At 30.8% G+C, this 23,127-nt stretch carries 24 protein-coding genes and 1 other annotated feature; of the genes, 1 reads left to right on the top strand and 23 read right to left on the bottom strand.

From position 1 onward, the window contains the following. Window positions 1-33 precede the first annotated feature (33 nt). The 22 genes from LQK79_RS00245 to LQK79_RS00350 form a co-directional block, all read right to left on the bottom strand. The gene (locus LQK79_RS00245) at window positions 34-2,487 is read right to left on the bottom strand and encodes a hypothetical protein (protein ID WP_231014979.1); all 2,454 of its coding nucleotides are present in this window, start codon (window positions 2,485-2,487) and stop codon (window positions 34-36) included. A gap of 13 nt (window positions 2,488-2,500) precedes the next feature. Then, window positions 2,501-4,429, bottom strand: a complete 1,929-nt coding sequence (locus tag LQK79_RS00250; RefSeq protein WP_231014980.1) for a VirB4 family type IV secretion system protein — start codon at window positions 4,427-4,429, stop codon at window positions 2,501-2,503. Beyond that, entirely contained in the window at window positions 4,407-5,180 is a 774-nt protein-coding gene (locus tag LQK79_RS00255) for a hypothetical protein (protein WP_231014981.1), read from the bottom strand. Before LQK79_RS00255 ends, LQK79_RS00250 begins: the two co-directional genes overlap by 23 nt. 15 nt (window positions 5,181-5,195) lie before the next feature. Next, complete coding sequence (locus tag LQK79_RS00260) at window positions 5,196-5,543, bottom strand: PrgI family protein (RefSeq protein ID WP_231014982.1); 348 nt, start codon at window positions 5,541-5,543, stop codon at window positions 5,196-5,198. A gap of 49 nt (window positions 5,544-5,592) precedes the next feature. Next, on the bottom strand, window positions 5,593-6,027 hold the full coding sequence (locus tag LQK79_RS00265; RefSeq protein WP_231014983.1) for a hypothetical protein: 435 nt from the start codon (window positions 6,025-6,027) through the stop codon (window positions 5,593-5,595). 18 nt (window positions 6,028-6,045) lie between these two features. Beyond that, window positions 6,046-6,351, bottom strand: coding sequence for a hypothetical protein (locus tag LQK79_RS00270; RefSeq protein WP_231014984.1), 306 nt, complete (start codon window positions 6,349-6,351; stop codon window positions 6,046-6,048). Window positions 6,352-6,457: 106 nt separating this feature from the next. After that, window positions 6,458-7,093, bottom strand: coding sequence for a helix-turn-helix domain-containing protein (locus LQK79_RS00275; RefSeq protein WP_231014985.1), 636 nt, complete (start codon window positions 7,091-7,093; stop codon window positions 6,458-6,460). A 374-nt stretch (window positions 7,094-7,467) separates the two neighbouring features. Further along, a complete protein-coding gene (locus LQK79_RS00280; protein WP_231014986.1) occupies window positions 7,468-7,842 on the bottom strand; it encodes a Spo0E family sporulation regulatory protein-aspartic acid phosphatase in 375 nt (124 codons plus the stop codon). 223 nt (window positions 7,843-8,065) lie between these two features. Beyond that, window positions 8,066-9,673, bottom strand: coding sequence for a gamma-glutamyltransferase family protein (locus LQK79_RS00285; protein WP_231014987.1), 1,608 nt, complete (start codon window positions 9,671-9,673; stop codon window positions 8,066-8,068). Further along, on the bottom strand, window positions 9,670-10,632 hold the full coding sequence (locus LQK79_RS00290) for a hydroxyacid dehydrogenase (protein ID WP_231014988.1): 963 nt from the start codon (window positions 10,630-10,632) through the stop codon (window positions 9,670-9,672). The genes LQK79_RS00285 and LQK79_RS00290 overlap by 4 nt, the downstream gene beginning before the upstream one ends. Before the next feature lie 171 nt (window positions 10,633-10,803). After that, window positions 10,804-11,322, bottom strand: a complete 519-nt coding sequence (gene yyaC, locus LQK79_RS00295) for a spore protease YyaC (protein WP_231014989.1) — start codon at window positions 11,320-11,322, stop codon at window positions 10,804-10,806. Between the two features lie 67 nt (window positions 11,323-11,389). Beyond that, window positions 11,390-11,959 carry a DUF1256 domain-containing protein gene (locus LQK79_RS00300; protein ID WP_231014990.1) on the bottom strand — a complete coding sequence of 190 codons (570 nt, stop codon included), beginning with the start codon at window positions 11,957-11,959 and terminating at the stop codon, window positions 11,390-11,392. Between the two features lie 250 nt (window positions 11,960-12,209). After that, entirely contained in the window at window positions 12,210-13,160 is a 951-nt protein-coding gene (locus LQK79_RS00305) for a metallophosphoesterase family protein (RefSeq protein ID WP_231014991.1), read from the bottom strand. Between the two features lie 191 nt (window positions 13,161-13,351). Then, entirely contained in the window at window positions 13,352-14,095 is a 744-nt protein-coding gene (gene gpmA, locus LQK79_RS00310; protein WP_231014992.1) for a 2,3-diphosphoglycerate-dependent phosphoglycerate mutase, read from the bottom strand. Window positions 14,096-14,255: 160 nt separating this feature from the next. Further along, window positions 14,256-14,960 carry an ABC transporter ATP-binding protein gene (locus LQK79_RS00315; protein ID WP_231014993.1) on the bottom strand — a complete coding sequence of 235 codons (705 nt, stop codon included), beginning with the start codon at window positions 14,958-14,960 and terminating at the stop codon, window positions 14,256-14,258. After that, window positions 14,953-15,726 carry an ABC transporter ATP-binding protein gene (locus LQK79_RS00320; RefSeq protein WP_231014994.1) on the bottom strand — a complete coding sequence of 258 codons (774 nt, stop codon included), beginning with the start codon at window positions 15,724-15,726 and terminating at the stop codon, window positions 14,953-14,955. Before LQK79_RS00320 ends, LQK79_RS00315 begins: the two co-directional genes overlap by 8 nt. Continuing rightward, window positions 15,713-16,657 (bottom strand): branched-chain amino acid ABC transporter permease, encoded by a 945-nt coding sequence (locus LQK79_RS00325; protein ID WP_231014995.1) that lies wholly within the window; start codon window positions 16,655-16,657, stop codon window positions 15,713-15,715. Before LQK79_RS00325 ends, LQK79_RS00320 begins: the two co-directional genes overlap by 14 nt. 11 nt (window positions 16,658-16,668) lie before the next feature. After that, complete coding sequence (locus LQK79_RS00330; RefSeq protein ID WP_231014996.1) at window positions 16,669-17,553, bottom strand: branched-chain amino acid ABC transporter permease; 885 nt, start codon at window positions 17,551-17,553, stop codon at window positions 16,669-16,671. A 34-nt stretch (window positions 17,554-17,587) separates the two neighbouring features. Then, window positions 17,588-18,739, bottom strand: coding sequence for an ABC transporter substrate-binding protein (locus LQK79_RS00335; RefSeq protein WP_231014997.1), 1,152 nt, complete (start codon window positions 18,737-18,739; stop codon window positions 17,588-17,590). Between the two features lie 240 nt (window positions 18,740-18,979). Next, window positions 18,980-19,894, bottom strand: a complete 915-nt coding sequence (locus LQK79_RS00340) for a branched-chain amino acid transaminase (RefSeq protein ID WP_231014998.1) — start codon at window positions 19,892-19,894, stop codon at window positions 18,980-18,982. A 53-nt stretch (window positions 19,895-19,947) separates the two neighbouring features. Continuing rightward, window positions 19,948-20,182 (bottom strand) — a binding site (T-box leader). 52 nt (window positions 20,183-20,234) lie between these two features. Continuing rightward, complete coding sequence (locus tag LQK79_RS00345; RefSeq protein WP_231014999.1) at window positions 20,235-20,966, bottom strand: sigma-70 family RNA polymerase sigma factor; 732 nt, start codon at window positions 20,964-20,966, stop codon at window positions 20,235-20,237. 13 nt (window positions 20,967-20,979) lie between these two features. After that, on the bottom strand, window positions 20,980-21,351 hold the full coding sequence (locus LQK79_RS00350; RefSeq protein ID WP_231015000.1) for a sigma-70 family RNA polymerase sigma factor: 372 nt from the start codon (window positions 21,349-21,351) through the stop codon (window positions 20,980-20,982). Window positions 21,352-21,494: 143 nt separating this feature from the next. On the opposite strand from LQK79_RS00350, the gene LQK79_RS00355 reads away from it, so the two are divergent. Continuing rightward, window positions 21,495-21,914, top strand: a complete 420-nt coding sequence (locus LQK79_RS00355) for a helix-turn-helix domain-containing protein (protein WP_231015001.1) — start codon at window positions 21,495-21,497, stop codon at window positions 21,912-21,914. Window positions 21,915-21,962: 48 nt separating this feature from the next. On the opposite strand, the gene LQK79_RS00360 is transcribed toward LQK79_RS00355, so the two are convergent. Next, entirely contained in the window at window positions 21,963-22,760 is a 798-nt protein-coding gene (locus LQK79_RS00360; protein WP_231015002.1) for a S1 RNA-binding domain-containing protein, read from the bottom strand. Between the last annotated feature and the right edge of the window lie 367 nt (window positions 22,761-23,127).

Here is a 23,127-nt window from a genome sequence, read left to right on the forward strand (position 1 = left end):
ATCCCTAAATAATTTTAGAGATTATTCTTTAACTTAATTATTCCAGTGATTAAAACCATCCATTGAAGTATAAGGGTTAGTTTGTGCTATGATTTTTGTTTTCTCACTATCATTTAATTTATTAAATGGATGTGCTGCTGCCAAGTCCATAGCTGCACCTTCATTATTTCCTTTTGCTATATCACCAGCAAATTTCTGCTTATTGGAGCCTATTTCTCTTATTCTGTTTACTGCCCCGTTAACACCACCTGAAACTTTGTTATTTACCCAGTTAGCAGCCTTGTTGTTTGAATTTGAAAGTACTTTAAAACCTTTAAAATTGGATTGAAGATAATTTACTTTAGAATCTCCAAACAGTGTAGTAAGTGCCTCTTGTTTTGACATTTTACCTCCACTAAGCTGCTGCATTTGGTCCGCTGTTTTATTTATAGCTCTTGCAACAGCTCTTCTTTTCTGAATACCTGCTGCTATATTTCCTGCACCTTGAACAAAGCCCTTCATAGTAGGATCATTCATTGTCATTGCCTGCATTGCTCCTGATGCTATTCCCGAAGCACTTCTTCTACTTGATTTAGCCATTTCTCTATTTAAATTATCTGCAAGCATTGAGTTGTAAAGCGCCTGCTCATTGCTCTTTTTCTTAAAATCTTCTGGTTTCATAGACTTACTATTGGAAGCTTTGTTTAAATTACCTTGGCTAGGATTTATTCCTTCACTACTTGAACCCGATTTTTCACCATTTGTTACATCTGTACTATCATTATTGTCTGTTGGAATTGTTGGTGGCAAATCATCACTTGGATTTCCTGTACTTTCATTAGAATTTTCACTATCCGAATCTGGTGACATTGTAGGTGCAGTACCTGAGTTGGGAGACTGTACATCTGGTGTTGAACCGGAAGGATTTATACCTCCAGAACTACCTGTTCCTCCATCAGTAGCTGATGTTCCAGTAGCAGGTGAACTGCTATTTTGTGACTTAACATCTGGTGTATCTTTACTTGAAGGCATGTTTGCAGCTGTACCACTATTTCCACTTGTCTTATCTTTTTTACCATTACCTGTTCCTAATGCATCTCCAAATACTTTACCGCCTACACTTGAGCCTTTAAATTCTTTATTATTAGCAGCCATTCCAAAGGCTGCTGTCATGCCTGCAAAAGTTGAACCTACAGTTCCGAATACCCCACCTGCAAGACTTTGTTCATCAATTCCAGCAAGTCTTGTAAAAAATCCTTGAAGTGAATTTCTAAGCATATCTGCAATTTTTATAATAGCCAACATCCATACTAAGGTTAATATCCAGTTTTTCCAATCCGAACCTAATGCCACTATCATTACTGTAAAAGTAAAAGCATAAAAGAACTGCATTGCTGCATTAGTTAATATTTCTCCAAACCATATGCTGGCTGCATGTACCCTTTTATTTATTCCCCAAAGAGCTATCGCTATTGGAGTAAATGCGTACATAACCGCAAGGACAACTTTCCTTGAAATAAATACTAAATTTATTTTTATCATCTGCCAAGCATATAAAAAATGAACTATAGCTGTAGTTAATGCTGAACCAGTTTTTAAGTTTTTAAAAGTATCTACGCCAAAGGCTTTAGTAGCACCTGAAGTTGATGTTCCACCTGTTCCCCATACAGCTGATGTTGCTATACCTAAAGAATCAGTAAATGAATTAAAAAGTTCAAACAACCCTTGAACTAAAAAAGGTGCTGTTCCAAGTAAAAAAGCGCATAATATCCATTTTGATATTTCTTCCTTTAAGTCTATTTTTTTTGATGTGGAATCTGAATAAATGACCATTTCAATACCTGTTTTTGCAACCATTATTAAAAGTAATGGTGCAACTATGGTACAAATACTTATATAAAGATAATTTAAATTGTGCCATTCTGAATTTTTAAATGGAGGCATTGACATATCAGTAGAACTTGTATTAAATATAAGTTTATCAAGAGATTGAAAGCCAAAACCAGTTCCAATCCAATCAAAAAGCTTATTCGGAATTAAATCAATTACATCAGTTAATGCCCTTAACACAAAACTACCTTTATCATCATCTATAGTATCAAATGATGGACTGCCAGCACCAGGAGTTTCAGCTGTAATTTCAATTCCTGTTTGATTTGCTACATTAGCTATAAAACCAGCAAATATAAGGCTTGAACCTATAATAAATCCACCAGCTATTATCTTTCCCAATGAATCCATAGCCTTTTCTCTTGCATCTTTTTTATGTGCTGAAAGTAATAGCTTAATTCCTGCCATTATTATGGCAAAGGCTATAATGACACCTCCAAAAGCAGCTATATATTCATATATTATTTTTGTTGAAGCATTGCTATTTGTTGATATAAAATTAATATTTGATGAATTTGCTACTGCCGATACTGCTTTTGAAACTGCTGGCGATACCACCTTTCCACTTCCTCCATCATCTACAATACGTACGTTTGCAAGAAATGTAAAATCCAACATTTTTTCACTTCCTTTATGATGTTTTTACAAAGTCCCATTCAAAATCAAATGGCTTTACATGCATTAAAACAAGTTCCTGCTCTGAAAGAAGTATAGCTTGTCCCGATATAAAGGTTGTCATAAGCTGCTCACATCTTGAAGATAAGCCTAAAAATTCTGCAACCTTTTTAGCTACTGCCCCATCCTGTTTTAGAAGTATTTTAGTTCCACATAGATTTACTATGGCTTCAGTTTGTTTACTTCCTATAAAGTCCTGCATAAACTGTGTTGCAAGCGTTAACGCTATTTTTAATTTTCTTCCAAGCCTTGCTATAAGCTCAAGAAAATGAAGCGATCTTTCAAACTTTGCAAATAAATGACCTTCATCAACTATAACTTCCTTTTGAATATCTTTATATTTGTAATTTGAGAAGGTTGTCCATATCCATGAAAGGCTGTTTATCATTGCATAAAATTTAGTAAATTCATCTGTAAGGTGTTTATAACTTATTGCAATTATCCTGCTGTTTAAATTTATTGAGGATTTACAATCAAACATAGCCATTGGACCATCACCGGTTATCATCTTCATAACTTCAATAAGCTCTTTTACTCCTTCTGATTGAAGTTTCTCATTTTTAACTATAAGTGCATTTCTTAGATCACTTAGGGTTGGTAAGTCCTTCTTAACTTTTCCTGTATAAAATTGTTCGTTTTTTTCATAACTCTTCTCTTCATACAAAGTATCTGGTTCCTCAGTTATTTTTAAGTTTTCATAAAGCTCCGCCGCGCATTCATCTACTGCTGTAATTTCCTCACCTTGAAGCGGCATACCATTTCTAAACTTTTCAGAGAATATAGATATCATCTCTATTATTTCTGAACGTTTTCCATATATGTCTATTTTTCTTTTGCCGTTTTCATCTTCTTCAACTTCAAGTTCAAAAGGATTTATTCCAGATTTAACTCCTGGTTTAAGCTGAATATACTGACCTCCTAGATGTTCTATCCACGATCGGTACTCTTCTTGAGGATCAAGTACGATTGTCCACCTTCCTGCTGCTGCACATCTTCCTGCTTTAAGCTTTAAAAATACTGATTTACCAGCACCAGTTGTGCCTGAAACAAAAGTATGAGGATTTGTAAGTGTTGGTGCTCCTATAAATTCATCATAGACAATTGGAGATTTCGTAAACAAATTTTCTCCATAGAATATTCCATTTTTATGGCAAAGTTCTGTGTTTCCAACAGGAATAAGACTTGCAATAGAGCCTGTCGTCATATTTCTAAATCCTCCAGTATACTTTACATCTAAATATGGCATACCAGTTAAAAAACCCTTAAGCTGATCACCCACAAGGCATTTAGCTACAAGAGATTTTCTTGCACAAATTGTATCAAACATTTCTGCTCTATCATCAAGATCCGCTGGATTTTTACCCCATAACAAAACTATTGGCTGGGCATAAAACATTCTTTCTGTATTGGTCTGTATCTTTGCTCTCATATCGTCTAAGTCTTCAGCTGCAAGCTTCATACCGTAATCTATGGAGTAACCATGCTTCAGTTGAAGATTAATATTACTCATATACTGACTGAATTTAGATGTAAGCCTTTTTATAACACTGGAATCCGGTATATTCTCAACATAGGTTGTAACATCGATGTTTCCTATCTGAAAAAGTTCATTAAGATATCCAACAGCCATATTTCTTGGAAATCCAATAATTGCATATACCCTACAGTATTTTTTGGGACCCATATACATATAATCTTTACCTTCAATTATTCCATCCGGTGATATTAGATCTAATATATTTAGTGTTCCCCTAGTAAAGAAGTTATTTTCTTCAGTTAATTCGGCATCCTCCTGAACATTACCTTGAGAATTTATATTATCATTCTTTTTATTTTCCATTCCTCGTTTATTAGAATTACTTCTATTCTTCATCAATTTCAACAACCTGTCCTACCCCCTCACTATACAAATCAAATACTCCAGCCTTTTCAAGTTCACGTACTTTTATATTCTTCCCTCTATTAAATAAATCCGCAAAAATTTGAGCTGTACTTTCAGAATTTAAAAGATTGACTTTCATTCTTGCTCTTGAAAGTCCTCCTGCTATATTGTCAACTCTTGATTGAAGTTCATTAAGTACCTTTTTTTCGTCTCTACCTGGAAGATATGCGCCTACAGTGCAAAAGCTCTTCCTTACAAAGACACCTTTTTCATCTTCCATCTTCCTATATGCAGTATAAAGCTGGGAGCAGTAATCTTTAAGACCATCTGAAATTGCAGTATCGCTGCTGTTCATAGTTCTTTCAACTTGCTCCGCTGGTTCTTTTATTTCCATTTTCTTTAAAGTTGTATGAAACATAACCGGAAAATTAAGCGATAGAGCACACATTATAAGACAATTTTCAAAAGTCGTCTGCTCTTCATCCGTTAAAAGTTCAAAATCTGGAGACGATATGCCAAGGTTAACTCTAATTGCTCCATTTCTCATGTATATTTTGTTATTCTTTATTTCCTTTATATTCATAAGCTTTTTTAAAGCGTTTCTATCAAGCCTCTGTTCATAATCACCTTTTTCGTGCTGGTCTCCGTTACTACTTTTTTTAACCTTAGGTTTCTTACTCTTTCTCGTGTAAATAACTACAAAAAGCATAAAAATACCTGCAAGCACTGGAAATACTATTCCTATAAAAACCACTTTCACACCTTCTCTCTACTTTTCATATTTAAATGTTTTATTTCTATACTTAAATTTAAGCATCTTAATTAAGTAACTATCAAAATTATAGGTATCATCCACCTTAAAAAAGGCACATAAAGCTGAAAATACCACTACTACAATTGATATAATAAGCCTTATAGTAAGACCTATATAATTAAAGGTTATGCTTGATGAACCAGTGGTGCTTTTATGGATAGTCATGTAACTTCTATCTCCTAAAAACACAAGTGCAACTATAGTCCCGGCGCAAATAATCCATCCAAATTGCCTTAGGGACATGTAGCCACCTATAATTTTGTCCTCATCATTTATATTGAAAGGTACCTGAAAATACCTCATAAAACCATTCCTTCCTTATAAAAAAAGAGCAGTTTCCTGCTCTTTTCCTTTATTGACCCATTCCCCAGAATAGACCAGCAAATACTGCAAAACCTCCAAGTAAAAGCGCTGCAATAATTACAGTTAACACCGAATCCATAGCTTCTGATCTTGCTTCCTGCTTTTTACTTGCCATAAGCATTTTAATACCTATAACAACTACAGCTATTCCTACAAGTGCACCACCAAAAGCTGCGGCTATTCCTTTATTAGCTTTAAATATTGCACTAGCAACATCTGTTGGAGTTTGTGTAGTTATTTGAGTTGATGTGGTTCCTCCTGAACTATCAGAAGAATTACTACCTGATGTAAAAGTTGCATCTTTAGCAAAAGCACAAATAGGATTTGTCATAATAAATATTCCTGCTGAAACTGCAACTTTGCTTGCCTTTAACCAAATCTTTTTTGTTTTCTCATTAACCTTCTTTAACTTTTCCTTAATCATCTAAATCACCTTTCCTTCCTACTTAACCACATTTGTAAGGCTCTTTAAAAGTCCTATAAATACTGGCATAAAGTAATAAAATACTAATGCTAATGTTATGACTCCAAAGTCTGCCGCTGCCATTTTCTTTATGGTCTTGCTGTGTAGTAGTGCTCCACCTATAAGAAAAATAAATGCAGCTGCATATCCTAAAAGTGCTATTGGATATATAATTGGAGTTAAAAAATTGTAAAGCATCATAACGACAGTAACTAACTTACTGCTGGCCACTTCTGGCGATACAGGTTGTATATTCATAAAATCACCTGCTTTCATATTTTCCAATTAATGTTTCACCTCTTTTCCTCATAAAAAACATTTAAACCACTTTCTCTCTACACAAAAAACAAAGCAAGGAATTGCTGTAAAATTCCTTGCTTTATCCTAATTATCATACCTTATTCTTTTCATATGTTTTCCCCTCATATATTTTAAAAGAATGTATCCCTATATTTTTAGGCAAATCAAATGGCCTATCACCACAGGATTTATCAAATTCAAGTTTTTGTTTTTTGCTGTTAAACTTATAATGACTTAAATTAATGTCCACAATTCCAACATTTGATATCTTACGTGTTCTAGACATAGATATAGCATTTTGAATTTGTAATAACTTTAAATTACTCATAATTATATCATCCTTGGAGTTACTTCTTTTTTCAGCTTTAATCTTTTTTGAAAGTTCTCTGTTTCTTTTTAAACTTTCTCTCTTTCGTCTTTCCTTTTCAAACTTATATCGTTTATCATTTTTTATAACATATGTAATGGCTGAATTACTCAATTTAACTTCTTTAGCAATTTCAAAAACCTTTTTATGATTTTCATAATATAGTTTTATAATTTGTTCTGATTTTTTAAAGATTTTTAAGGATTTTTCTTCTCTTCTTCTAGCAGCTTCCTTTAAATATCTAGAATCACTTTTTATGCATTTATATATATTCTGTTTTGTACTGCCAATCATAATAGCAATTTCTTGTATTTTTTTCCCTTCGTCAAAATACATTTTAATAATATCTGTTTTATTCAATGAAATTCCCCCTAAAAGCTTACTAATTAAATTTTTTATTTCCTATTCAAATTAAAGTTTTCTTAAGTTCGATACTATTGTATAATATTTGAAACCCATGTATCTTACCATTTTTATGCCACCTTTTTTATGCTTATATGTGTACTTTTTTAACTTTTACACAGGAACTAGAAGCACATAATTATTATTTTTATTAATGGATTGTAAAATCACATGATTTTATTTGATTTTTTATAAATCTTTATGTAAAATTTAATAGAATGGTATTCAACTTTACTTTGGTTCCCCAGTGGAACCTTTTTTATTAAAAACTATATTTTGAAACACAACCTTATTAAAAAAGGAAAGCTTAAAAGCTTTCCTTTTTAATTAAATTATAAAATCAAGTTATTTTCTTCTCTATGTTCAAGTTCACCTATTAAGTAATTAAAAGCTTCCTTAGTTGTAGAAAAGATCTTATTAATGCATCCAAACCATAAAGTATTATCGTTTTTAGCTATTAAACCAATATAAACCTTACAATCCTTATATATAATTGAATAATTCTTACTTTGAAGCCATATAATATTTTTATCGCTAAAAACTTTTAACTGAAATTCCATATTAATTTTCCTTCTCATTTCTTTGTTAATGTCATCATTAATTTCTTTTGATTTTAATAACACTTCATAATTCTTAATACCATATTTTTTTATAAGCTTATAAAGTTCCTCCTTTTTCTCGTTAATTTCTTCATTTTTTCTTTCCATAACTTTAAACCTCTTTTCTTAATTTTTTGTACAAAAAAAACCGCATATAGGTGAATAAACACTTATATACAGTTAGTTAGCTAAAAAATAGCCAAAATAAATAAGTTGCAAAGCAAAATAAATTTGTTTATACAATTATTTATATGTTAATTAAAATAAATATCTTAAAACATAGCGTAAAATAAAAAATGCAGTGAAGTTTATTCTGCTGCATTTTTTATTATTACCATACTGCAATCTGACCATCGGTTCTTTTTTCTGTTCCACCACATAGTACATTGTTTTTATCCTTTAATATGATTTGTCCCCTACCAAAGGCACCTTTTTCAATTTCAATTTTTATGTCATGATTCTTACGTATAAGCTGAAAATCTAAATTTTTGGCACACTCCTTCTCAATCAATACCTTTTTATCCGAAATCCACTGCCACCTTGGTGCATCAAGTGCTTCTTGAGGATTCATATGAAAATCAATCATATTCATTATGACTTGAACATGTCCTTGTGGCTGCATAAACCCTCCCATAACTCCAAAAGGACCTACAGCTCTTCCGTTTTCTGTTATAAAACCAGGAATAATAGTATTATATGGTCTTTTGCCGCCTACTACACAATTAGGATGACTTGGATCAAGCGAAAAACAATTTCCACGGTTTGCTAAGGCCACTCCCGTTTCTGGCACAACAATTCCCGATCCAAATCCAGCATAATTGCTCTGTATATATGAAACCATATTTCCTTCCATATCAGCAGTACATAAATACACTGTACCTCCTTTAAGATTTCTCAAATCTTTAATTTCATTAGGAACAACGGCGTTTTCCTGTATTGATTTTCTCCTTTCCTCTCCATAAGCATCATTCAATAATTTATTTATATCATAAGTACTCCCATCCGCTATGACTTTACGTGCATCACCAAAGGCTATTTTTATTGCCTCTATTTGTTTATGATATGTATCTACACTTTCCCTCTCAGTAAAGTTATATCCTTTTAATATATTCAAAGCCATTAATGCTACTATGCCTTGGCCATTTGGAGGAAGTTCCCATATATCATATCCTCTATAATTTATGCTAACAGGTTTAACGAATTCAGGTTTATAATTTTCTAAATCGCTTTTTCTAATATAACCACCATATTGTTTTGAAAATTCATCTAATTTTTCGGAAATTTCTCCACAATAAAAATCTTTGCCATAAGTCTCCCCAATACTTTTTAAAGTTTTAGCATGATATTTAAGCTTAACAATTTCGCCAGCATTAGGTGCTTTTCCATCCTTCGTAAATGTATCGAACCAATATTTAAACTCACTACCACTGCATTTTGAAAAGCGCTTTACACTTTTATACCAATATTCTGCTGTCCCTGGGGCCAAAGGATATCCATTTTCAGCATAATCAACAGCTGGTTCTAAAACCTTTGAAAGTGGTAATTTCCCAAATTTTTTTGATAGTTCACACCAAGCAGCAGGAATTCCAGGAACTGTTACAGGTATCCATCCATCTTTAGGAATTTCCTTATAACCCTTGTCAAGCAATTCATTTAAAGAAAGATTCTTTGGAGCTGGTCCACTTGAATTTAGCCCATACATCTTATTCTTAATCCATATTATTGCAAAAGCATCACCTCCAATTCCATTAGCTGTTGGTTCCAATACAGTAAGACAAGCAGCTGTAGCTATGGCCGCATCTACTGCATTTCCACCTTCCTTTAATATTGCTAACCCAGCTTGTGCAGCAAGTGGTTGTCCCGTAGCAACCATTCCCTTTGTTCCATATATTACATTTCTATTTGAACTATATCTATAACTTAATGGATCATAAATCATTTTTTCATCTCCTCTACATCATTGACTGGCCATGAAGGCCTCTTTCCACTTAAAACTTCATGTATTCCAATGGCAGGATGAACAGACATTCTTTGCATACCTTCAATTGTATGCGCTGCTGTATGTGGCGTAACAATTACGTTGTCTAGCTTAAAAAGTGGATTATCTTTAGACGGAATCTCTCCTTCATATACATCAACAGCTGCTCCAGCTATTTTATTATTTAAAAGTGCATTAACAAGTGCTTCGTTATCCACTACTCCCCCTCTTGCTGTATTTATCAAAAATGCTTCTGGTTTCATAATAGATATTTCTTTTTCCCCTATTAATTTTGAAGTTTCTTCAGTAAGAGGTACATGCAAACTTACAAAATCTGAATTTTTAAGCAAGTATTCTATATCATAAGTATACTTAATTCCATCTTCTGGTTCAAAATCCTTATGTCTTTTTAATTCTATTACCTTCATTCCAAACCCAAGTACAGCTTTTTTAGCTACTAACTTTCCAATACTTCCTGCCCCAATAATTCCAATTACTTTTTCCTTAAGATCAATGCCCAAGCTATTTCTTATACCAAAATTACCTTTTCTAAGTTCATGGTCATATAAGAAAAACTTTTTTGAAAGAGCTAAAATAAGGCCAATAGTGTATTCTGCAACAGTATTATTGTTTGACTCTGCTGAATTTGTAACTTGTATTCCTTGTTTTGTTGCCTCTTCAACATCAATATTGTCTACTCCTACTCCAAATTTCGATATAACTTTTAACTTGCAACCAGCTTGTATAACTTTTGCAGTTATATTAGCCATGCGCACTAACATAGCATCACAATCTCTAACTTCCTCTACAAGTATATCCTCTGAGGTTCCACGTGCTACTTTTACTTCATATCCCATTTTCTCAAGATATTCTATGCCATCTTTTTCAATATTCTCAGTAAGTAATACTCTCTTTTCCATTTTATAGCCACCCTTGCATTAGTATTTTATTAAATTATATAATGCATAAGATTTATATTCTATAGTAATTTACAATTAAATTATTAAATTATTAAATTTTTAAATATTAATGGCTTTATATGATAAAATAAGAAATGGCAGGATAAACCCACCATTTCTTATTTGAAATTATTACCTACTATTTACCACATTTTCAATACCTTTTGATATTGTTTTTGCCATATAATAGACGCTGCATAAATCAGCTTTTTTCATTTGATACAAACATTCATAATCTAATTGGTTTACAATCCCTTTTATACTTAAATTACCTACCTTAAATGAGTGTAAAAGTTCTGAATTTAAAGCTTTATTTTTAAGTATTATGCTGTCTATATCATCTATATCACCAAGATCTGAACTTACAGCAATTATAAATGGATTTTTATATTTTATCTTTATTTGAAATAAATTTTTCATAAGGTTATCTTCAACTATTGTTTTATCTAGAGTACCATATACATTTAATATTCCTTTATCCTTAAGCATAGAACCTACAATTGGACCCATAGACCATCCATTTGAATTACTTGATCCTATGCACAATATTACTATGTCACTGCTGTCTTGTTTATATGTTTTGATAAACTTCTCTATTTTCTTTGCAGCAGTTGCTTCATAATAATATACACTTAAATATCCATTATTCATGATGAATTTCATCCTTTCTCTTTTAGGATAACTGCATGAAGTTAATACATGCAGTTATTTTAATCTTTTATAATGCTGCCTTCTTGCACAATGCAGATTTTATAGATTTAGCTATTATTTTTGACATATTGTAAATAATGGCTAAGTCAGCATTTTCCATCTTTTTTTGAAAATTATAGTACCACCCATAAGCGACTATAGCTGTTATACCAATATCTCCAACAGGCATTGCATTTTTAGTATCCCATGATCTAACTGTTATAGCTTTATCCTCCACAGTTATGCTTTTTAAAAATTCAGGTTTTCCCATTAAATAAGAAGTTCCTAAGCTTACTGCAGAATCTACTACAATAATATATGGTTTTGAATAACTAGCTTTTATTTCTTCTACCACTTTAGATAAATTTGTTGCATCAGCAGGTTTCTGAAGATTACCATATACATTTTCAACATTATTTTCTTCTAAAAATGTCCCAGTAATTGGTCCAAGTGCATCACCAATAATACGGGTTGTCCCAGTGCATAGAATAACAATTTCTTCTTTGTCCTTAATCTTTTCATAAATATAATTTGATATTACTTTTTCTGCCTCATAACTGTAATGCTTAGCATTAAAATCCACCTTTTCAATCGTCATTTTTTTAATTATTCCTCCTTAATTATTTGTAATTTTTTGTAAAATAAAAGCCATATACAATAAATTTGTATATAGCTTACAGATAAATATCCTAATGGTAAAAATTTGCCTTGCTTTATATTCTAAGCTTAAGTAAATTTCTACTACCATGATTGTTTATCTTTAGTCGGATTAAAAATCCAATTAATTTAGTTACTAAAAAGTGAAATATTAAATGTCTCTAATATTTCTTATATGTTGTTTTTCTTAATTATCTTATATTTTTATATAATTTAATCCATGTTTTAAATTCACTAGGATTATTTTCATTTATGAGAAAAACCCTTGCACCTCTATCATAATTTTTTTTGCTATAGGCATCATATCCTGTACATCTACCATACCCTAAAATTATTCCATTTAGTTTACTTATATAATCATTGTTATGATCATGTCCTACAAATACCCCTTTAACATCTTTCATTTTTGCTAAAGCATGAAACATTCCAGCGTTAGCTGATTGTACGCATTCATCTTCATTGTATTCCCCAACAACTTTTGATGCCTTTGAAACATTTTTATATTCCTGAAGTGGAATATGAAAAAACATAATTGAAGGAGCATTATGATGAATTATTTTAAGTTTTAAAGCGGTCTTTAAATACCAATTAACTTGATCTTGATTTATATACCCATATCCACCTAAGCTATAGCTTCCTGAATCCATCATATAAATATTAAATGCTGTTCCTATTCCATGAGATTTTTTTATCGATATATTATAATCGCCGATTTTTCCAACATTATATTTATAGTCTGAATAAATTCTCATCATTTCTGCTCTTCCAATACCATCGTGTTCCGTGTCATGATTTCCAAGTGTAACTGCCCATGGTATTTTTCTATCTTCCATAGGTTTAGATATATTAGAAATACACTTAATAGCTTGACTAAAATTACAATAACGTCCATCAATATTATCTCCAGTAAGTACGACTAAATCCGGCTTTTCTTCATCTAAAATATCATTCATAAGCTTTATAGTTTTATTATTAATTTTTGAATTTAAATGAGCATCTGTAAATTGAATGATTTTAAAGGTACCATCAGCTTTAAATTTAAGAGCTGACTTTTTAAAATAATTACTATAGCCAACTAAAATTAGAAGTAGTGTTACACATAGAATCGTGCTAATAACTTTTTTAAAAAAATTATTCTTCACTTTTCTCATCTCCGTAATAAAAATTTCTTTTAATCACTTTTTTTAGTTTTCCCAGAAAGTTTTTTTATATTATTTTAGTTTACAATTTTTTTATTAACATAATTTTAATTATGTTAATAAAACTTTTTATCTTACAAAATAAAAAAATCAGGATTAAGTTTTTAACTTCATCCTGATTTTTGGTGTATCTATTATATTTTACCTTGATTTGCAACTGCTTGTGTCTTCAACTCTATCTCTTCTAAATCCCCTAAATAATAGTGTTTAATTGGTTTCAAATCATCACCAAGTTCATATACCAATGGAACTCCTGTGGGTATATTTAATGCTGTTACTTCTTCGTTTGAAAGATTATCTAAATATTTAACAAGTGCTCTTAAACTATTTCCATGTGCTGCAATTACAACCCTTTTATCTAATTTAATTATAGGTACAATTACATTTTTCCAATAAGGGATTACTCTTTCTATTGTAGTATTTAAATTTTCAGTTAATGGTATTTCTTCTTCTTTTAAATCCTTATATTTTATATCCAAGCCAGGGTATCTTTTGTCATCTTTTTTTAGTGATGGAGGAAATATTCCTGAATCCCTCCTCCATTTATAAACTTGTTCTTCTCCATACTTTCTAGCTGTTTCTAACTTATTTAGTCCTTGAAGTGCACCATAATGTCTTTCATTAAGTCTCCAGGATCTTTGTACAGGAATCCAAAGTAAGTCCATTTCTTCAAGCACATACCATAAGGTTTTTATTGATCTTTTAAGCACAGAAGTAAATCCAATATCAAAAGTGTATCCTTCTGTTTTTAATACTTGACCTGCTTTTTTAGCTTCTTCTATACCCTTATCTGAAAGATCTACATCTGCCCAACCTGTAAATCTATTTTCTTTATTCCACTCACTTTCGCCATGTCTTAATAGAACTACTTTTTTCATTGCTATCCCTCCTTATCATGAGATAATCATTATCACTTGCATTTTCTAAGTTAAGTTTAACTCAAATAATCCAATTTTTCAATAGTTCTTATAAGAAATAGATTAAAATATTTGTTAAAATAACTGCTGCATATAAATAAACCTGCAGCAGTTATTTTAACTACTCTCCCAAATAAGCTTTTCTAATAGAGTCACTATTTAATAATTCTCTAGCATCTCCTTCCATGGTAATATTACCAGTTTCAATTACATAAGCTTTGTCAGCTATAGATAAAGCCATACGTGCATTTTGCTCTACAAGTAAAATTGTAGTTCCTGCCTCATTTATATCTTTGATTATAGAAAATATATCCTTAACAACTAAAGGTGCAAGCCCCATGGAAGGCTCATCGAGCAGCAATATTTTAGGTTTAATCATAAGAGCTCTTCCCATGGCAAGCATTTGCTGTTCTCCTCCACTTAATGTTCCGGCCATCTGTTTAGTCCTTTCTTTAAGTCTTGGAAATTTATCAAAGACATTATCATAATCTTTTTGTATTCCTTTTTTATCTTTTCTTATATACGCACCTAATTCAAGATTTTCCATAACTGTTAAGTTACAAAAAATTCTTCTTCCCTCCGGTACATGTGATAACCCAAGATGGGGTATTTTATAATTTGGCATTAAATTCAAAGCATTTCCTTCAAAATTAATCTCTCCTGAATTTACTTTAACCAACCCAGATATAGCTCTAAGTGTAGATGTTTTTCCCGCTCCATTCGCCCCTATTAAAGTTACTATTTCCCCTTCATCAACCTCCATATTTATATTTTTAAGAGCATGTATCGCTCCGTAATAAACATTTAAATCTTTAATTTTAAGCATCCATATCCTCCTCTCCTAAATATGCAGTTATAACTTGAGGATTTGATTTTATTTCTGTTGGTGTTCCTTCAGCTATCTTTTTGCCATAATCTAAAACAACTATTCTTTCACATAAATTCATTACAAGTTTCATATCATGTTCTATTAATAATATAGAAATTTTAAATCTTTCTCTTATCCATTTAATCAGTTCCGTAAGTTCCCTAGTTTCTTGTGGATTCATGCCAGCAGCTGGTTCATCAAGTAACAAAAGTTTAGGGTTAGCTGCTAAAGCTCTTGCTATCTCTAATTTTCTTTGTTCTCCATAAGGCAAATTTTTTGCCTTTTCATACTTTTTTCCATCTAATTTAAAAATATATAGAAGCTCTAAAGCTTTTTTTTCAATTTCTTTTTCTTCCTTAAAAAAGCTAGGAAGCCTCAAAATTGAATGAAGTAAATTATATTTAATTTGATAATTAAAAGATATTTTAACATTATCTAATACAGTTATTTCGTTAAACAAACGTATATTCTGGAAAGTCCTTGCTATTTTTTTCTTTGTTATTTCATATGGTTTTATATTTGTAATATCTTCTCCATTAAACTCTATAGTGCCTGAGGTAGGTGTTCTAACCCCTGTTAACATGTTAAATATTGTTGTCTTTCCTGCACCGTTAGGGCCTATAAGCCCTATAAGATCATTATCACCTATATTAAGTGAAAAATCATCTACTGCTACAAGTCCCTCAAATTTCATGGTAAGATTACTAGCATTAAGCAGTGGCATTATAATTCCCCCTTTTACTTTTTCTTCTTAACAGTTTTGAAGGTGACATTCCCTTTGCATTTAATATCATTATTACAATTAGAAGTATTGGATATATAACCATTCTTAAGTCTCCAAAACCCCTAAGTCCTTCAGGCAAATAAGTAAGTACAATGGTGGATAATATGCATCCTGGAATGTTTCCAATACCACCTAATACCACATACACAACAAAATCTGTAGACTTTAAAAAATTAAAAGACTGTGGTTCTATATACATCATATAATGAGAGTATACTCCTCCTGCAATACCAGCCAAAAAAGCACCAACTACGAAAGCCATTATCTTATATTTTGTAGTATTAATACCCATGGCCTCCGCTGCTATTTCATCTTCACGAACAGAAATCATGGCTCTTCCCTGAGAAGAGTGTACTATATTGTAAATTACAATTATGCTTGCAATCATAATAAAGAAAGCCCACGCAAAATTTGTTTTTCCCGGAATACCTGTAAGTCCTTGAGCTCCACCAATTTGAGGTATGTTTTGAATAATTACAACTATTATCTGACAAAACCCCAAAGTCGTAATTGCAAGGTAATCTCCTTTTAGTTTTAAAGTTGGAATTCCTATTAAAAATCCTATAATTGCTGCTAAAATTCCTCCACTTAATAATGCTAGTGGAAATGGCAAGTTAAGTTTTATTGTAATCATTGCCGATGTGTAGGCTCCTATTGACATAAAACCTGAATGACCCAAGGTAAACTGACCAGTAAAGCCTAGTATTAAGTTTAAGCTTAAGGCTAAAACTATATTTATGCATATTAATATAAGTATCCTTTCGTAATATGCACTTAATATTCCTTTATATATAAGTAATGAAAAAACTACAAATATTATTAAAGAAGCTAAAATAAATATTCCTAATCTCTTAAAACTGCTTTTAACCATATTCTAGTCACCTACACTTTCACATTAACTTTTTTACCCAAAATTCCAGAAGGTTTAATGAGCAAGATTATTATTAAAATAGTAAAGGCAATTGCATCTGAAAGTTTAGATGAAATATAAACCTTTGTAAAAGTTTCAGCTACTCCCATTATAATTCCACCAAGAACTGCCCCTGGAATTATTCCTATTCCGCCAAGCACTGCTGCAACAAACGCTTTAAGCCCTGGCATTATTCCCATATATGGATCAATTCTTGAATATAAAATACCAACTAAAACTCCAGCGGCACCTGCAAGTGCAGAACCTATAGCAAAGGTAACAGAAATTATATTGTTTATATTTATGCCCATTAACGCAGCTGCATCCTTATCAAAAGAAGTTGCTCTCATAGCTTTACCAACCTTAGTTTTAAAAACTATTATTTGGAGAATTACTGCAAGTAAAATTGAAATCAATATAATAAGCAGATGAAGTGAATTTAACCTTAAAGCGCCAATTTGAATTATTTTTTCAGGCAAAAGCTTTGAAGGATAAGTTCTGTAGTCTGGTCCAAAAATAAAGTTTAATCTGCTTCCATTCTCTAAAAGAAGTGACATTCCAATAGCAGTTATGAGAAGTGACAGTTTGGGGGAGTTTCTAAGTGGCTTATATGCTATTTTCTCAATTAAAATTCCTAAAATACCTGCTCCTATCATACCAACTAAAAGAGTTGGTATGAATGGTAGTTTGAAAATTGTTGCTGCAAAGAACCCAAAGAAAGCCCCCATCATATATATATCACCATGGGCAAAGTTTATAAGTCCTATTATGCCATACACCATGGTATAGCCTATGGCAATAAGTGCATATACACTTCCCAGTGCAAGTCCATTTATAACCTGTTGTAAAAATTCCATTTGCTATACACCTCATTTCTAAATTTTATTAACTCTAAGGCTGTACCTTTTCTATAAAATCAAAATCCTTGTTCTTACTATTAGCTTTTAATATTACTGCAGCTTTTACCGCATCTCTATTTTTATCAAATTTTATTTTGCCTGATACGACAGTACCACTATAAGTTTTTAAAGCTTTTTTTATACTTTCACCATCTGTTTTGCCAGCTTTTTGAATGCATTGAATTAATACTTTTCCAGCATCATAATTTAAAGCTGCCATCCCATCAGGTGTGTTACCATACTTTTTCTTATAGCTAGCTATAAACTTTGTAACTTCAGCGGAAGTATCCTTAGCTGAATAATGATCTGAAAAACATGCACCATCTACAGCGTCACCACCAACCTTAAATAAATCAGCAGAATCCCATCCATCGCCACCTAAAAAAGTAGCTTTAATTCCTTGATCTCTTGCCTGTTTTGCTATCATACCAACAGTAGCATAGTAATCTGGCAAGAATAAAACATCTGGATTTTTCGGTTTTATTTTTGTAAGTTGAGCGTTAAAGTCTTGATCATTTGTGTTATATGTTTCAGAATCAACAATTTTACCTCCTGATGATTTAAATGCTTTCTCAAAATATTCTGCAAGGCCTTTTGAATAATCATTTCCATTATCATATAAAATTGCTGCGGTCTTTGCTTTTAAATTTTTATTTGCATATTTAGCAACAACTGTACCTTGAAATGGATCAATAAAACAAGTTCTATAAATATAATCTCCTGCTTGAGTAATTTTAGGATTAGTTCCTGTTCCCGTAACCATAGGTACTTTATTTCTTTGTGCTATCGGTGCAAGAGAATTTGCACAAGTACTTGTAAGCGGTCCTATTATTGCAGCTACTTTATCATCATTTATAAGTTTTTGACCAACATTTACAGCAGATGCAGGTTTATTTTCATCATCTTCATAAATAAATTTTACCTTCTTTCCATTAATTCCTCCTTTATTATTAACTTCTGCTTGGAGTAAATTAAGACCATTTCTTGCGGATGTTCCATAAGCTGCAATTTGACCTGTAAGTGGAACAACTACACCAATTTTAATAGTTCCACTAGAACTTCCACCTGCACTAGCATCACATGCTGAAAAAATACTAGTTAGCATTAATGCAGTAAGTCCTAAAGCAATTTTTTTCTTAAACATAAGAATTCCCCCTTGTAAAGTTTACATATTATGTAACGTTTGTTATTTTACATAATGATATCACAGTTTTATTATTTATTCAACATTTTATTAATAATTTATTAATAAAATGTTGAATTTATTTATAATTTAATTTATAATGTGCGCTATTTATGCTATTTTATTATTCGCTAAATATCTGTAATTTGCATAAAAAAATTGCAGTGTGAATTATATCACACTGCAATTTTTTGCCTTATATTAATAAACAGGAGTACAGCTATCTGCGTATTTATCATTTTTACCAGTAGCAACTTCAAAGAATAAGTTCTTAATTTTCTTGCATACTTCTCCCTGTTTTCCATCTCCTACAACCCTATTATCAATTTTAACAATAGGTGTAACCTCCATAGCCGTTCCACTAAAGAACATTTCATCTGAAGCATAGAGTTCTGTTCTTGCTATACTTCTTTCAACTACTTCTATTCCAAGTTCCTCTTTTGCAAGTTTCATAACTAAATCTCTTGTTATTCCTTCAAGAATGTTATCAGAAGGTGGAGGTGTTATTAACTTTCCCTTTTTAACAATAAATACATTTTCTCCAGGTCCTTCACAAACATGGTTAGTGTTTGTTAAAAATAATGCTTCATCAAATCCGTTTTGCGCAGCTTCAAGTGATGCTAATGCTGAGTTAAGATATGCAGCTATAGGTTTTGTTCTTGGAGGAAGCATATTATCCTCTAACCTTCTCCATGAAGATACACATACACTTAATTCTGGTTTTCCAGCATACTTGTCTAATGGTTGACAGTAAATAAGTACTCTATTATCATCATCAGCTAAAGTTGGACCTATGCTATCAGCCCCCTTATATGCAATAGGTCTTATGTATGTTGTTTGCTTAAAATTATTTTTCTTTAAGAGCTCAACAGTAGCTTTACTCAAATCTTCAACAGTATAATTTATATTTATATTTAATGATTTACATGATTGAAGAAATCTAGTATAGTGCTCTCTTAACTTAAAACCATAAAGTTGACCGCTATCCTCATCAAAGTAAGCTCTGATACCTTCAAAGCATCCAAGACCATAATTGAATACTTTAGATCTTATGCTTATTTTCACCTCACTTTCCTTTACAATATTACCTTCGTAAAAAACGTATGATTCTGACATTAAAAAGCCCCCTAAATATTATTTTAATTTATAAAAAAATTAGACCTCACTCCTAATGGAGCGAAGTCTAATCGCGGTACCACCCATCTTATTAAATAAACTGTTGAATAATTCTCCCCAACAACAGCTAGTATTTTACTCATTAAATAACGGCAAAACCGACGAATCCTACTCCGTTCAAATCCGTAACTCCAAGGCTACCTTCTGCAACTCAAATTTATAAGCTTTCACCAACTCTTACTCTCTGTATAATTCTCATTACATACTCTTCCTCTTCTAAGTTTTTAACAATTAATAATTTTCTTACAATTATACTACCAACGATTTTTGAAGTCAACGCCTACATTCCTTTAATTTTTATTTTCTTTAACGCAACATACTTTATCTCAGATATTTTTTTTGGTGATATATTAATCTCTTTTGATATATTTTTTATTGACCTATTATATAATATCGATTTTATTAAAATGCTTTTCTCTAGATCTGACAGTTTAACTTTTATTTTGTTTTGTAAGAACTCAAGATACAACCTGTCATCAACCCTTCTATAGTTTATATCTTCATATATTAGATTTTCTAAAAATTCTGTTTCTTCATCTTTAGACACTTCTAAGTTTAAAGATAACACATTATTTAAATCAACCAATTGTATCATATGTTTATATTCATTAAAATTCATCTTCATTTTGCCACATATAACTTCTTCTGGATATCCATCTCTTTGTAGTTCTTCTCTTTTCTTTTTAAAAACTACTATCTTTGATACTACATGTTCAGGAATTTTTATAAACGTATACTTATTTTTTATTTGTGATATTAAAGTATACTGTATAGTATTGTAAACATGTGTCGAGAATTTTACATTTTTATCTTCGTTATAAGTATTTATCGCCTTGATTATGCCTATTATTCCATCCTGTTTAAGATCCTCTTTAGGTAAATTTCTGTTATTCCTATAAAAATAATTTAATATCTTGTTCAAGTATTTGGTACTGTACTCTATAATAAATTTTTTAGCTTCATCATCTCCACACTTTGCTTTATAAACTATATCCTCTATACTATCATTCATTTTTACCCTCCTATCAGTTTAGATATAATGCTGAATCTAAGTGATTTAAAATTTTCTTTCTAATTCTATAATAGCTTCTATCCTTAATATACATTTTATCTTCTATTTGTGTAACACTAAATTTACACTTATATTTCAGTTCTACATATTTCTTTTCTTCTGGTGCAAGACTATTTATAATTTCCTCTAAATGTTTATTTTTAAATCTTATCTCTGACACTATTTCTTTTATATCCTGTATTTCCTTTGTAAAATCACGCTTCATCCTATGTTTATTTTCATTGTAGTATCTTACCTTACTTTCATATGCTTCAGCATTTTGCATATCAGCATAGTACATAGATACTATATTTTCTATTTTTTTATCCTTTATTCTTGAACTCATAAAAACAACTCCTTTTTATTTCATGTGTCACCCTATATAAACATTATATAACATATATTTTATATAATGCAACTATTTCTTGTATAATATTACATGTTATTGATATTTTATGATACAATTATTTTGTAATTTTATTAAAGGAGATGAGCATTATAGAAAATAAATTATTAAAAAATTCTTCTGAAACATTTGGAAATTACATAAAAAGAATACGTGAATTACGAGGATATTCCCAAAGAAAATTATCTACTATTACAGCGTTGAGTAACACAACAATATCTAGAATAGAAAAAGGTGGAGACCATGGAATCGAAAATCCAGATATATATACAGTAGTTAAATTGGCAGAAGGTCTAAAGATTGATAAAGAACAAATGCTCATAGCTGCAGGATATTTAGATGAAAAACAAAATGAAGAAGCCCACGATATAAAGCAAATTATCATAGAAGCTCTTCAAAAACTTGGCTGGGCAAATTCATTACAAGACATAAATGATGAGACTATTGATTTCGTGGAATTTACATTAAAAAAGTATGGTATAAAAAATAAGCAAATACCTTGAATATTTGAAATCAATTAATATTTATATTAATTGATTTCAAATATAAAATTAGTTTATTTGTCTCATTAAATTTGCATTAATTTTTCTATCATCTGATTTTATACTTTTTATTTTAACTACAAATTTCTCTCCTATTGAAGGTGAAAAATTAGACCAATTTGGAAATGGACATAAACAATTCATCCCTTCTCTTATTGTAAGAAATATTCCATAAGGCTGTATTCCTGTAACTTCAGCTACATATTCTCCACCTTTTTTAATTGAATTTATTAATATGTTATATGGATCATCTTTAGCTTCCTTCAGTGAAATATCCACAACATTATTTTCAATATCAATTTTCTTTATTATACCTTGAATCTTGTCACCTATTTTTACATGTTTGTTTATATCATCTATGTAACCATAATCAATTTCTGATATTGGAACACTGCATTCAACCCCATAACAATCAACTGTACAGCTTTTTCTACCCACAGATGTAACCCTAACAAAAACCTTATCTCCAACTTTATATTTTTTTAATTCTATATTTTTTCTAAGTTCCATAGCCTTAAACCGTGAAGCAATGGCAATTTTATTTGTTTCATCAATTTCTTTTATTAAATAATCAATCTCGGCACCAAGCATACTTCTAATTACTTTTTTGTCTTGTCTTGTTATATTCATATCCTTGGCTGGTATAATTATTTTAAATTCACCAAGAAATACAACACCACAATCAATAATCTCATCATCACTAACCTTAAAATTTTCTACAGCCGCTAAAATTCCTGTAAGTATTTTTTTGCTTTGTTTAGATGCCATAATTTCACATAAAGCTCTATCCAAAATTTTGTAAGACATATGCATCATCCCCTTATTACTTATAGATTTATTTCATCTTTAAAGACATTATATATCATTTATTAATTTTACATCTTATCTATTTTTTTACATATTTGTGTCTCAAAACTACACGAATATTGCCACATAGTAATAAAGATAAGACGAGAATATCATAAAGATATTAATTATAAAAGGGTTTGCTACTTAACTCTAGTTTTAATCTCAAAATATATATGTAAAAAAAGAAAGTTTAAATTTATATTCCACAATAATCCAGTTTTTAATACACTAACAAGATATTTATGGTCAATTTTAAAAAAAACAGGTGCTAAGCAATAACACCTGTTTAAAAATTTTATTTTTTTATGCTGTCTACTTAATAGAA

The sequence above is a fragment of the Clostridium guangxiense genome (genome assembly GCF_021043395.1).
Classification (GTDB): Bacteria; Bacillota; Clostridia; order Clostridiales; family Clostridiaceae; genus Clostridium_S; species Clostridium_S guangxiense.

Bases quoted from the DNA above. Each gene is read 5' to 3' on its own strand.
- LQK79_RS00245 (WP_231014979.1), bottom strand. From the start codon at position 2,487: ATGTTGGATTTTACATTTCTTGCAAACGTACGTATTGTAGATGATGGA.
- LQK79_RS00260 (WP_231014982.1), bottom strand. From the start codon at position 5,543: ATGAGGTATTTTCAGGTACCTTTCAATATAAATGATGAGGACAAAATT.
- LQK79_RS00265 (WP_231014983.1), bottom strand. From the start codon at position 6,027: ATGATTAAGGAAAAGTTAAAGAAGGTTAATGAGAAAACAAAAAAGATT.
- LQK79_RS00280 (WP_231014986.1), bottom strand. From the start codon at position 7,842: ATGGAAAGAAAAAATGAAGAAATTAACGAGAAAAAGGAGGAACTTTAT.
- LQK79_RS00285 (WP_231014987.1), bottom strand. From the start codon at position 9,673: ATGATTTATGATCCATTAAGTTATAGATATAGTTCAAATAGAAATGTA.
- LQK79_RS00290 (WP_231014988.1), bottom strand. From the start codon at position 10,632: ATGGAAAAGAGAGTATTACTTACTGAGAATATTGAAAAAGATGGCATA.
- yyaC (WP_231014989.1), bottom strand. From the start codon at position 11,322: ATGAATAATGGATATTTAAGTGTATATTATTATGAAGCAACTGCTGCA.
- LQK79_RS00300 (WP_231014990.1), bottom strand. From the start codon at position 11,959: ATGACGATTGAAAAGGTGGATTTTAATGCTAAGCATTACAGTTATGAG.
- gpmA (WP_231014992.1), bottom strand. From the start codon at position 14,095: ATGAAAAAAGTAGTTCTATTAAGACATGGCGAAAGTGAGTGGAATAAA.
- LQK79_RS00315 (WP_231014993.1), bottom strand. From the start codon at position 14,960: ATGCTTAAAATTAAAGATTTAAATGTTTATTACGGAGCGATACATGCT.
- LQK79_RS00320 (WP_231014994.1), bottom strand. From the start codon at position 15,726: ATGCCACTGCTTAATGCTAGTAATCTTACCATGAAATTTGAGGGACTT.
- LQK79_RS00325 (WP_231014995.1), bottom strand. From the start codon at position 16,657: ATGGTTAAAAGCAGTTTTAAGAGATTAGGAATATTTATTTTAGCTTCT.
- LQK79_RS00330 (WP_231014996.1), bottom strand. From the start codon at position 17,553: ATGGAATTTTTACAACAGGTTATAAATGGACTTGCACTGGGAAGTGTA.
- LQK79_RS00335 (WP_231014997.1), bottom strand. From the start codon at position 18,739: ATGTTTAAGAAAAAAATTGCTTTAGGACTTACTGCATTAATGCTAACT.
- LQK79_RS00340 (WP_231014998.1), bottom strand. From the start codon at position 19,894: ATGTCAGAATCATACGTTTTTTACGAAGGTAATATTGTAAAGGAAAGT.
- LQK79_RS00345 (WP_231014999.1), bottom strand. From the start codon at position 20,966: ATGAATGATAGTATAGAGGATATAGTTTATAAAGCAAAGTGTGGAGAT.
- LQK79_RS00350 (WP_231015000.1), bottom strand. From the start codon at position 21,351: ATGAGTTCAAGAATAAAGGATAAAAAAATAGAAAATATAGTATCTATG.
- LQK79_RS00355 (WP_231015001.1), top strand. From the start codon at position 21,495: ATGAGCATTATAGAAAATAAATTATTAAAAAATTCTTCTGAAACATTT.
- LQK79_RS00360 (WP_231015002.1), bottom strand. From the start codon at position 22,760: ATGTCTTACAAAATTTTGGATAGAGCTTTATGTGAAATTATGGCATCT.